General features: G+C 44.5%; 8 protein-coding genes. 2 read left to right on the top strand and 6 right to left on the bottom strand.

Annotation, left to right across the window (positions count from 1 at the left end; all coding sequences use genetic code 11):
• Positions 1-180: 180 nt before the first annotated feature.
• From AC23N5_RS24620 to AC23N5_RS24600, 5 genes are all read right to left on the bottom strand, one after another.
• Positions 181-1,587 (bottom strand): tetratricopeptide repeat protein, encoded by a 1,407-nt coding sequence (locus tag AC23N5_RS24620; protein ID WP_028522319.1) that lies wholly within the window; start codon positions 1,585-1,587, stop codon positions 181-183.
• A 140-nt stretch (positions 1,588-1,727) separates the two neighbouring features.
• The gene (pafA, locus tag AC23N5_RS24615) at positions 1,728-3,368 is read right to left on the bottom strand and encodes an alkaline phosphatase PafA (protein WP_487757656.1); all 1,641 of its coding nucleotides are present in this window, start codon (positions 3,366-3,368) and stop codon (positions 1,728-1,730) included.
• A 212-nt stretch (positions 3,369-3,580) separates the two neighbouring features.
• The gene (locus tag AC23N5_RS24610; RefSeq protein ID WP_487757655.1) at positions 3,581-6,481 is read right to left on the bottom strand and encodes a TonB-dependent receptor domain-containing protein; all 2,901 of its coding nucleotides are present in this window, start codon (positions 6,479-6,481) and stop codon (positions 3,581-3,583) included.
• A gap of 139 nt (positions 6,482-6,620) precedes the next feature.
• The gene (locus AC23N5_RS24605; RefSeq protein WP_487757654.1) at positions 6,621-7,736 is read right to left on the bottom strand and encodes a FecR family protein; all 1,116 of its coding nucleotides are present in this window, start codon (positions 7,734-7,736) and stop codon (positions 6,621-6,623) included.
• 98 nt (positions 7,737-7,834) lie between these two features.
• Positions 7,835-8,395, bottom strand: coding sequence for an RNA polymerase sigma factor (locus tag AC23N5_RS24600; RefSeq protein WP_122929838.1), 561 nt, complete (start codon positions 8,393-8,395; stop codon positions 7,835-7,837).
• Positions 8,396-8,602: 207 nt separating this feature from the next.
• Here AC23N5_RS24600 and elbB point away from each other — a divergent pair, with 207 nt between their 5' ends.
• Positions 8,603-9,286, top strand: a complete 684-nt coding sequence (gene elbB / locus AC23N5_RS24595; RefSeq protein WP_487757653.1) for an isoprenoid biosynthesis glyoxalase ElbB — start codon at positions 8,603-8,605, stop codon at positions 9,284-9,286.
• 55 nt (positions 9,287-9,341) lie between these two features.
• Here elbB and AC23N5_RS24590 read toward each other — a convergent pair whose 3' ends face one another.
• Positions 9,342-10,172, bottom strand: a complete 831-nt coding sequence (locus tag AC23N5_RS24590; RefSeq protein ID WP_183975804.1) for a TerC family protein — start codon at positions 10,170-10,172, stop codon at positions 9,342-9,344.
• A gap of 105 nt (positions 10,173-10,277) precedes the next feature.
• On the opposite strand from AC23N5_RS24590, the gene AC23N5_RS24585 reads away from it, so the two are divergent.
• Entirely contained in the window at positions 10,278-11,429 is a 1,152-nt protein-coding gene (locus AC23N5_RS24585) for a methionine aminotransferase (protein ID WP_487757652.1), read from the top strand.
• The last annotated feature ends 99 nt before the right edge of the window (positions 11,430-11,528 follow it).

Genomic DNA, 11,528 nt, shown 5'->3' with positions numbered 1-11,528 from the left:
ATCAAGGTTAAAATTGTTATGGTTTTGTATTTATCCTGCAACATAATAATGTTTGATTTAGTAGTCATTCAACACAGTGAGCATCAAAATATGTTCTAATCTACTTTATTGCTGCTTTTGAATGTTTCTTCCGCATGGGTATGGGGAAAGATGGTCCAATCTAAATCAGAATTGAAAGAATTATTTTCGGTGCTGTTCAATTAATTTAAACAAGGCTTTTTGCTTTTCTAAATCAGGGAAAAAAACGTACAACTGCTCATGCGCATTGTAGTCGAGGGTGAGGGCAATTTCGAGATGAAGGAGTGCTTCCTTGTATTCGCCACCATGAAGCAAATAGGCCACCGCCCGATAATACATGGCGGCGCTGTCGGGAATGGTATCTAACCCTTCCTGAATTACGTCAAAGGCTTTCTTAAAATCGCTCTGGTCAAACAACGCCAACGACCACTTGAGCCAAACATCTTCAAAGTCAGGTTCAAGGTCAGCGGCTTTTTCAAACGCCTCCATACTAGAGAAGACATTCCCAATTTTGTATTCCAAGTCGCCCACCAACAACCAATAGTCGGCAATGAATTCATTGATTTTAATGGCTTTCCGAATGCAATTGAGCGCCTCTACCCATTTGTCCTCAACGGCCAAGCAAACCGCAACGCCGTACCAAGCTTCATCCCATTCTTTGTCCAGTTTGAGGGCATCGCGGTAATGTTCAAGGGCTTTGCCAAAATCTTTGATTTTTTCAAAACTAGCGCCAATGTGGCAATGCAAATCGGCCGTGGGAGATTCGTATTGAAGCGTACGTAAATAATTGGTATTTGCCTCCGCAAATCGGTCTAAGTTCATGTACGCATTGGCCATGTTGAAATAGGCCGACGAAAAATCTTCTTTGATGACCGTGGCATAATCATACGCATGGAGCGACTCTTCGTAGCGCCCGAGTTTGCTATAGACGATACCCAGGTTATACCAGGCATTGTAGGAATACGGATCGCGATCAATGAGTTCGTTGTAGTAGTCGATACTGTCTTCCAATTGTCCCATGATTTCGAGGCAAAAGGCCAGTTCGTACAACGCGCTTTCGTTGTCTAGGTTAATTTCAAGCGATGATTTGTAGTACTTTATTGCCTCGTCGTATTTGCCCGAATTTTGGTAGGCTTGGCCAATTTGGAACAGCACGTCATCTTTATCGCCGTCTTCGATGTAGCGAAGCATTTCTTCATATACTTCCACCGACTGTTCATAATCGCCCATCATGTTATAGATGCCACCTTGCATAAAAAGGACATCTAGGTCGTGGGGATGAAAAAGAGAGGCACGTTCAAGTAATGCGAGTGATTCTTCGTAACGTTGTTTTTGAGCAAGTAAATGTGCTTTGTCCAGTAAAAGCTCTAACGAATGTGGAAAATGCTCTAGTCCATACTCACAGGCTTGCAAGGCACGCTCCCAGTTCCCCTCTCCAATGTAATGTTCTACGATGTGTTCGTAGGTGTCCAAATCAAAAAAATCGTGTTCTTGGTTCTTGAGCATTACCTCAAATCGTTGAACCGAATCCCGCCAATCGGGTTGTCTCTCCTCGAATTCTGGTTGCATATCCTGAATGTATGGGGTCAATGTCTTAGTCGAAAGATAAGAAAATTTCTTTTCCTGTCAAATTTTTAACGTAATATCCTTCGACTAAATTCCGTCATTTACCCCACACATTTTCAAGATAATTGATAATCAGGTATTTTTTATTTCTTCATCACGTCTTCGATGATGTGTCCGATGTTTCCGCTTGGCTCCAATAATTTGAGCAATGCAGCCACGGTTGGAGCAGTATCAGCAACGGCCGTACGGCTGAAAGTTTCTCCTGGTTTGATTCCCCAACCGAAGAAAAGCAACGGAATGTGGGTGTCATAATTATAGGGTGCTCCGTGGGTGGCAGCAATGGAACTCGACATCCAGCCTGGTTCGGTCACAATCTGAATATCTCCGCTGCGCTTGGCGTGCGTCCCGTTTTTGTAGAGGGTAAGCAAATAATCGTTGATGTTGGCATTGCTCAAATCGTGGGTATTGAGTACTTCGGCTATGCCGTCAAAATCAAGCATGGTTGGGCGGATGGCTTCTACGATTTTATCAACCGATAAGTTTTTTTGTTTCAACAAATCGTGGTTGAGGTAAAACTGGTAATTTTCGGAAGCACGAATAAAATCACCGTCGCCAAATTTCTCTTTCAAAACTGCTTTTACGGCCGTATTGACTTGTCCAATGTTCAAACGTCCCGCAGGCAAACGGTTTGTTTTCCAAAGGTCTGTTACGTCCATTACTCCGTGGTCAGCTGATAGGAAAAGTAAGTAATTCCCTTTCCCCACTTGTGCGTCGAAAGCATTGAGCAATTCGGCCAAGTCGCGGTCGAGGCGGAGGTAAATGTCTTCTTCTTCTACTGAGTTGGGGCCAAAACCGTGTCCTACGTAATCGGGAGTGGAGAAACTTACGGCCAAGAAATCGGTTGATTTCCCTTTGCCAAGTTGCTCGTTTTTCAAGGCTTCCAAGGCCATTTCTTTGGTAATGGTGTTGCCGTGTGGGGTACTTGCCAACACACCAAACGCGTCACCTGCAATTCCTGCTAAGTCATACGGGAAAACTGATTTTTTTGCCCCAGGAAGCTTGGCTTCATACGGTTGGTCATCGGCCGTACTTTCGGTGTATTTTTCAATCGGAAGCAAAGTGTTCCAGTTTTGTTTCATCAACGCTGACGGACGTTTCTTCGCATTGTAATCTTTTACCCACTGTGGTAGGTCGTTCATATAAAACGTACTGGTAATCCAGCTTCCCGTTTTGCTGTCAAACCAATAAGCGCCGTTGGCCGTGTGACCTGCGGGTAAGATAGCCCCACGGTCTTTGATGGCAATTCCGATGGTTTTGTTTTGGTAGTTGGTACCGATGCGTAACTGGTCAGTAATGGTGCTTACCAACATATTTTTTGGCGACATTTTGCCTGCGGGAGCGTTGGTTGTTCCCACGGGCTGTACGGTTGAGTCAGCTACGCAATACATGCCTTTGCCGAGGCGTTTGTCGAACCAATCGTTCCCCACAATTCCGTGAATGGCAGGCGTAGAACCCGTATAGACTGAGGCGTGGCCAGCCGCCGTCACCGTAAGCGCGTAGTGATAATGGTGGTTTCGGCAGTTGAAACCTTCGCGCATGAGTCGTTTGAATCCTCCTTCACTGTATTTGTCATAGTAACGGAACCAATAATCGTAACGCATTTGGTCCACGACAACGCCGACCACTAATTTGGGACGTGCTAACGACGCGGGTTTGGTTGGTTTGGTTTGCGCCCAAAGCGTACTCATGCTCAAAAGCGCTAAGGTTAGTTTGAGGTACTTCATTTGTATAGGTGTAGTTAGAAACTAAAAAAATTGCGGCTAAGTTACGTTAAGTTTTTGAACCTTATCTTTATAAATACGAAACTCAATTCTATAAAGGCTACTACTGTTTGTTTCTAGTGCGTTGGCTGGATTTAAAAAAGTCCGTCTGCCAAGAAACCTCAGCAGACGAAACAAATGGATGAAAACTAGGTAGGTCAATGAATGCAAGCAAATTAAAAGGAATAGGTAAGGGAAGTCCAGAAACTGCGTGGCAAAATAATGCGCCCAATTTGCAACGAGCCTTTTTCAAAGTTTCCGTTCAATAAAAACTGGTCGCCACGTATATTCCCTTCGGTCAAGCCACGGCTATTGGTGAGGTTGTCGCCCCACACGCGGAAGCCCAACTTTTTGGTGATTTTGCAATCTAACCCCATCGAAAGTTCATCGTATCCACCCATGTGATAGACGTTACTCGGTGAGCTCCAACGCTTACCAATGTGGCGGAAACTGGCAAACAAATCGAAAATTTTGTAGTTATACGTTCCCGAAAGCTCCCAAATGACGTTCGGAATCCGCTCTGCGTAGTTGCCCGACCAAGAGTATAGCTTACCAGCTAAGTCGGCACGAGCATTGGAAGGGGCCGTCACTTCGTATTGGGTGTATTTGCTGTTTTGGAAAGTGGTGACTAAACGGAAATTGAGGTTTTTAGAAGGAGTATAAGTTGCTTCGATTTCGGCACTTAGGTTTCGGCTAGAGGCAAATGTACCAATGGAAATAAACCCAGCGGTTGTATTCGGAATCAACATACTAGAAGCAATATTGGTCAGTTTTGCATAGACCAATGAGTTAAATAATGAAAACTTAGGCGTGTTGATTTTGTAGCCTACTTCTGACATAAACACGCCACGGTCTTTGACGGCATCAGGATTAAAGGTAAAGTTAGAATAGTCGCCGATGTTCAAAGCACTGTACGTTCTTGTTGCGCGTCCAAACAAGGCGTGATGGTCATTGATTTTGTAGTTTAAACCCACCGACGCGGTGCCGTACGTTCGGGTTTCATCGAAGGGAGTGTAATTCGTGAACGGAGCCGTGTTTTGTAAACGTTGCCCTTTGATGTGGAAACGGTCGGCACGTAAACCAAGGTCAAGGGTGAGGTTTCCTAAACTTACTTCGTCGGAAGCCCAAGCCGAGGTAATGCCCGTCGTTCCTTTGCGGTAGGTACCAATGTTGATGCCGCTGTAGCCATTGCCAGTAGCAGCTCCAATAAGTAAGGTACGAGGTTGATTCGTGATTTCGGTGTTGAATGTTGCTCCTAGTGAGAAAAGGTCAATGTCATAAGTGTGAATTCCCGTCCCAAACGAAAGTGAATGTTTGCCTAATTGTTTGTTAAAGTCTAAGTTGTCAGAAAATTGTTTATCGGTACTGTTGGTTCCAATAAACGATTGCCCTGTGTAAAAACCCGTCGGATTATTAAGTTTTTGTCCGTCTAAAGCATAATAGTTGACGTTCGCTTTGTAGGCAGTGGCAGCGGTTACAATCGAACCAGTAAAATTGGAAGTAGTACTTTGGTAGCGCAAATTGTTCTTAATCGTCCACTCGTTTTTGGTAATGTGCTTAAATTCAATGCCTCCTGCTAATGACTTCAAATGGACGCCGTCCGAAAAATCGTAGTTGTAGGTCTTGCCAGTAGGTGCTACCAATGATACTTTGGTGTCGCGGGTGGCTAAGATTTGGGTCAACAAATCAAACTCTGGTAGTGCTTTACCTTGTCCTGAACCATCGTAGCTGTAGTACGAAGGCACGAGCCAAGCTGTTTTATCGTTGAGGTATTTTCCGTAAAAACGAAGGTAGCTATTGGGTTTGATTTCGTAAGTAAGGTTCATTTTCAACTGACCACCTTCGTTGGCGCGGTACGAAGGCGGGCGAATTCCATCGTCGGCGCGGTAAAAACCACCTACGTTAAACTTGAGCTTGGGTGCGATTTTACCCCCAAAATTGGCATCAAAACGATTGGCATTCTGCGACAAACCACGGGTGTATTTTACTTTCCCCGAAAATTTATCGCCCCCTGTATTTGAAATCACATTGATGAGGGCACCAGGGGTATTGGCCAACAACACGGCGGCGTGGCCACCGCGAACTGCTTCAACGGTTTTGATGGTTAAATCTACCTTGTAGTACTGGTCGGCGGAGGGGCTGGTACTAAAACCCGTCGGAAGCACAGGAAGTCCGTCTTCCATTACACCCATAAAAACGTAGCCACCGCCAGGTAATCCGCGAACGCGTACACTTCCTGGGCCGTCGCCTCCACTGCTTTCAACCGAAAGTCCTGGAATGGCCTTCAACATATCGGTACTGTTGAGGGGAGGGCGTTGGCTCAGTTGTTTGGCGTTGATGGTCGAAATTGCTACACTCGATTCAATTTTTTTCTTGGGCGAACCGCTAGAGGTAACCACTACTTGTTCGAGCTGAAGATTGTCTTCTTGAAGAACGATAGTGATTTGAACGTCGTTGCCTGCGACGGCTACTTCTTTTTTGAGCGAGATAAAACCAATGCTACTTAGGTTGAGGGTGTAGTTGCCATTGGGAATATCGCTAAAGGTAAACATTCCATTTTTATCCGCGACTTGGCCTTTGTTTTGGTAGCTCAAAATCACCGTCGTTCCGATCAGTGCGTCGCCTTTGGCATCGGTTATTTTTCCCGAAATGGTATGCCCTTCGGCTTTTGCGGCCTCCTCGTTTTGAAAGGAGGGCGGAAAGGAGGAGGAGCTTTTGGCGGTTCGACTGATAATGATGAGGTTGCCCGTTACTTTATAGTTGAGTTCCAACGATTTGGTTACGTCATCCAAAACTTTTTGTAGAGGTTGTTGGTCGGCATTGATGTTTATTTTGCGATTGGCCTGAATCATCTTTGAGCTAAAGACAAACTTGGCGCTTACTTGTTTTTCAATGAGGTTAAATACGGTTTCGACGTCTTGTTTTTGGAGACGAAGGGTGATTTTTTGGTTCAGCACCGACTGAGCGTTGCTGTCGGTAGCGTAGGCATTGCTCATGAACCAAACGGCGATTAAAATCTGAGTGAGCGAGATACGCATAGCTCGGAGGAATACTTGGAGGTGTACGCTTTTTTTCATACTTTTGAACTGTTTTATTAAGGTGAAAATTTGGTAAAACAATCCCCTGCATCCTTGAAAAAAGATGTGCTTAGGCGTCAGAACCATTAAGGGGATTTCGAAACTAGGAGGGCGATGCTGGTACCATTACCCTCCTTTTTTATTTACATCCTTTGCTGTGTACCACTATCTGCCCGTCGATGATTTCGTAATGGGCTTCAATGGCTTCACAAATGATGGTCAATTTCTCATAAAGGCTTTGGTTAGTCAATGTGGCGGTGAGGGGACAGTCAGAAAGCAAATCTTCGTCAAAAAGAATGTCAACTTGGTACGCTTTTTCAAGCATTTTAAGTACTTCCGTAACGGGCGTATTGTGAAATGTAAAGCTGAGTAGCTCATTGGCACTGGTCACCATTTGGGGCGTTTCACTGAGGGTTTTTACCAATTGATTGTTTTCGGGTTCAAACACCAGTTTTTGATTGGCCGTCAAAACAACGCCCTTAGATTCTTGACCTATGAGGTTTTTTTGGCTTTCAATGTCACGTTTTTTGAAGACAGAAACCCGCCCTTCTCGGACTTCAACGATGGTTTTGGCAGCGCCTTCTTGCGCATTTACCAAAAAACTTGTCCCCAATACTTTGGTAACCAAATCGTTGGCATCTACCAAAAAAGGACGCTTAGAGTCTTTGGAAACTTCAAAAAAAGCAACGCCCGAGAGATACACTTTTCGATGGTCTTTTTGGAAGGATGCAGGGTAACTAAGGCGCGCCTTGGGCTGTAGGGTTATTTTGCTGCCATCGCTCAACAAGACGGATTGGGGAGCATTGCTTTCGTTTATTTTTTCTACCAATTGTTGTCCCGCCGTGCTTTGCTGGTACGAACTTTGGGGTGATTGGGTAACTAAAAACCGAATGCCTAATCCCAAAACAACAACGGCGGCGACTCGCCAAATCCACGTCAAAACTGGCCGAAAACGTACTGTCGGAGTGGGCTCATCGGTGATCTCTAACACTTGTTTTTCTTTTTCGGCCCGCGCTTTTTCGACCAATTTTTGGATTTCAAGCTGAATCTCTACGTCGCTTATGGGCGACTGGTAACGGCGATACACGCTGCTCAAGAGTGTTTTCGCTTGCTTAATTTCTTGTGCTTGGTGTGGATTTTTTGCGAGGTAGCCTTCCCAAAACGCAACGTCTTCGGGCTGTTGGTAGCGCACCCACTGTTGAAAGCGGGCGTCCAACACAAAATCTTCGAGGCAATAGTCGTGGTATAAATTCATTGTAATAAAGGCTTCTATCTATACATAGGCAGCCTTTAACCTTGAATAATCAAAAAAAATCACATTTTTTTTCAAATGTTGATTTTGAGCCAATAGCGCTACATTTTTTCTTTCAATTCCTTCAAGGTACGGTACAATAAATTGGCTACGGCTTGCCTCGAAATAGACATTACCTGAGCGATGGATTCGTTGTCGAGGTTTTCGTAAAACTTCAAGTAAATGATTTCTTGTTGGCGTTTGGGCAGTTCGGCCAACTGTCGATTGAGCTGTTGAAGCAATTCTTGGTTGGTTTCAACCTCAATGATTTGTTGTTCCACCGAAATTTCCCCCAAATCTTCTGCATCGAAGTCTAGTTCGTCTTCGTCGGTGAGCCATTGTTGTTTCAAACTTTCGCGGTGAATTTTTCGTCGCAGCGATTTAAGAAGGTAAAATTTAACAAAGTCGGTGTCACCGAGCGTTTCGCGCTTGTACCAGAGTTCCATAAAAAGGTCTTGCAGACAATCCTTGATGAATTCTCGGTCTTTGGAAAATTTGGTTCCGTAGCTAAATAAGCTTCGATAATACTTTTGGGCAATTTGACCAAACGCATTTTCATCCCCTTCGCGAAAAGCATTCCACAAGTGAGCATCTTCGGGAGATGTGTTAGGTACGTTAGTCATATAGGTTAGTAGAATGGGAATTGGCGGGTAATCCTACGATAAATTATAGAAATTTGCAAAATTATTCAACCATTGTGCTGTAAAAAAGGAAGGCGTTGCCGTTATGGATTCAGTGTAGTCGGTTTCTCAAAACCGAATGAAGATTAGACCCAAGTTGATTTTGACTTTTGGGGCGTAAAGTGTACTATTAAAACATAAAATGAACTTATGAAAAAAATTGGTGTTTTGCTTCACGGAAGTGGGGTGTTTGATGGCTCAGAAATCCACGAATCGGTTTTTACGTTGTTGGCAATTGCCGAAGCAGGGGCGGAGGCGGTCTGTTTTGCGCCCAACGTCAATCAGCATCATGTGTTGAATCATACCACGGGCGAAGAAATGCCCGAAACCCGCAATGTGTTGGTAGAATCGGCGCGAATTGCGCGGGGCAATATCAAAGACATTGCCGATATTCAGGTGTCGGAATTGGATGGATTGGTAATGCCAGGAGGTTTTGGAACGGCCAAAAACATTACAAAATGGGCGTTTGAAGGGCCTAACGGGCCAATTTTGGAATCGGTGAAAAACCTGATTGTGGAGCTAGTAGCCCAAGGAAAACCGATTGCAGGGTTATGTATGAGCCCCACGACCATTGCCAAAGCTTTGGAAGGAACAGCATACCACGCGCATTTGACCGTTGGAACGCCCAACGAAGCCTCTCCGTACGAAATCGCGGCCATTTCGGCAGGCATGGAGTCGATTGGACAAGTGGCAACAATGGCGTCGGTGCGAGAAATTGTGGTGGACGAAAAACTCAAAATTGTAACCGCTCCCTGTTATATGATGGAGGCGAACATTGTCGAAGTTCGTGATAACATCAAGCAGGCGGTGGACGCGCTGATTACATTGATGTAGTTACCAACGAAAAAGGCGGCCATTCGGCCGCCTTTTTCGTTGGAGTTTATAGAAATTATTCGCTTTCGTTATCCGAAATAATACCTTCTTTTTCGGCTTGCGCTTTATAATCGTGAAGCTGAACAGGTTTGCTTCCCTTACGCATTTGAATATTGAGTACTTCCACTAGCAAGGAGAATGCAATGGCAAAGTATAAATAACCTTTTGGAACTGAACCCACGTGCGAACCAAAGACAGATACGTTGGCAAGGTGCGCTCCTTCGGCAATGAGCATAAATCCAATGGCAATCAAGAAGGCCAAACCGAGCATTTGCACCGATGGGTGGCGGTTGACAAAATCGCCAACAGGGCCTGAGAATGCCATCATAATAATGACCGAAAGCACTACCGAAATAATCATTACTGTGACGTTTTGGGTAAGACCAATGGCCGTCAAAATGGAGTCAATCGAAAAAACGACGTTGATAAGTGCAATTTGCATGACCACATTTGTCAACTTGCTTGCGGCACTTCCTTTTGGTTTTTGAACTTCTTCTTCCGCACCTTCTAATTTATGGTGAATCTCTGAGGTACTTTTGTACAACAAAAACAATCCTCCGACTACTAAAATGACACTTTGACCAGAAAAGGCCGCATGAAACCAGCCTGCGTCAATGTGCGTAAAGGGTTTTGATAGAGAAATAATAAATGAAATTCCAAATAACAGCGTCACGCGGAAAATCATGGCCAACAACAAACCGATGTTACGAGCTTTGGGTTGGTCTTTGCGGGCAAGTTTGTTGGCAGCAATTGAAATAAAAATGATGTTGTCGATCCCCAAAACAATTTCTAGGAATGTAAGGGTTAACAAACTAACGATGGCCTCTGCAGTAAATAGTGAATCCATTTTGATAAATGAGTGAGTAAATAAGTTGTTTAGTTAAGAAAGTTCAAAATTGAAGGGCTATTCGGTTTCAATAAGCTAATTTTACACGAAAAAACCAAACCCTCCATGAGTGGTAAAAAAATAACCTCAAAACTTCCCAACGTTGGTACAACGATATTTACGGTAATGTCTGCTTTGGCGGCAGAACACAAAGCCATTAACCTTTCGCAGGGTTTTCCTGACTTTGATATGCCCGATGAGCTGGTCAATCTTACGTGCGAAGCACTGCAAAATGGCTATAATCAATATTCGCCCATGGCAGGTTGGATGCCTTTGCGGGAAAGTATCGCGGCCAAAGTTCATGATTTGTACGGAGTTGAAATCAATCCTGGTTCCGAAATTACCATTACCCCTGGTGGAACATACGGGATTTATACGGCTTTTACCACCGTGTTACAGCCTGGCGACGAGGTAATTGTGTTTGAACCCGCCTACGATAGTTACATTCCTAACATTGAAATCAACGGTGGGGTGGCGGTTCGGATTCCGCTGGAGTTCCCGACCTATCGGATCAATTGGGAGTTGGTTCGGGCTAAAATTACGCCCCGCACCCGCATGATTGCCCTCAATACGCCCCACAATCCAACGGGCAGCATTTTGCGGGCTTCGGACATCGAACAACTGCGTCAGCTAGTGGAGGATTTTGATTTGCTCATCATGTCCGACGAGGTGTACGAACATTTGATTTACGACGAAGAACCTCATCAAAGTATTTTGAGGTACGAAGATTTACGCCAACGGGCGTTTGTCAATTTTTCGTTTGGGAAGGTTTATCATTGCACAGGCTGGAAAATGGGGTATTGTATTGCGCCACCTGCGTTTACGGCTGAGTTTCGTAAAGTACACCAGTTTAATTGCTTTAGCTGTTATACCCCCGCCCAAGTTGCTTTGGCCGAGTACCTCAAAAACAAGGAAGCTTACCGTTCAATTTCTGGTTTTTATCAAAAGAAGCGTGATTATTTTGCCGAATTGATGAAACAAACGCGTTTCAAGCCCCTCCCGAGTTACGGTAGTTATTTTCAATTGTATTATTTCGACCACCTTTCCGATTTGTCCGACAAAGACTTTTCTATTTGGCTAACCAAAGAACACGGCGTGGCTTGCATTCCTGTTTCGGCATTTTACCAAGAAGCTATCGACAACGGTGTTGTGCGTTTTTGCTTTGCAAAAAAAGAAGAAACGCTCGACAAAGCGGTGGAAAGATTGGTGAAACTGTAGTAGTGTGGCAAAATTGGGTTTCTCAAAATATCATGCAAAAAGGGCGGGTTGTGAGCAACCCTTTGCACGATGCGCAACAAAGAAGGGGCGGGTTTTGAG

The sequence above is a fragment of the Runella sp. R5_40 genome (genome assembly GCF_057652295.1).
Note: the sequence above shows the minus strand (reverse complement) of the source record. Positions and strands in the feature narration are given on the sequence as shown.

Bases quoted from the DNA above. Each gene is read 5' to 3' on its own strand.
- elbB (WP_487757653.1), top strand. From the start codon at position 8,603: ATGAAAAAAATTGGTGTTTTGCTTCACGGAAGTGGGGTGTTTGATGGC.
- AC23N5_RS24600 (WP_122929838.1), bottom strand. From the start codon at position 8,395: ATGACTAACGTACCTAACACATCTCCCGAAGATGCTCACTTGTGGAAT.
- AC23N5_RS24585 (WP_487757652.1), top strand. From the start codon at position 10,278: ATGAGTGGTAAAAAAATAACCTCAAAACTTCCCAACGTTGGTACAACG.
- AC23N5_RS24590 (WP_183975804.1), bottom strand. From the start codon at position 10,172: ATGGATTCACTATTTACTGCAGAGGCCATCGTTAGTTTGTTAACCCTT.
- AC23N5_RS24610 (WP_487757655.1), bottom strand. From the start codon at position 6,481: ATGAAAAAAAGCGTACACCTCCAAGTATTCCTCCGAGCTATGCGTATC.
- AC23N5_RS24620 (WP_028522319.1), bottom strand. From the start codon at position 1,587: ATGCAACCAGAATTCGAGGAGAGACAACCCGATTGGCGGGATTCGGTT.
- AC23N5_RS24605 (WP_487757654.1), bottom strand. From the start codon at position 7,736: ATGAATTTATACCACGACTATTGCCTCGAAGATTTTGTGTTGGACGCC.
- pafA (WP_487757656.1), bottom strand. From the start codon at position 3,368: ATGAAGTACCTCAAACTAACCTTAGCGCTTTTGAGCATGAGTACGCTT.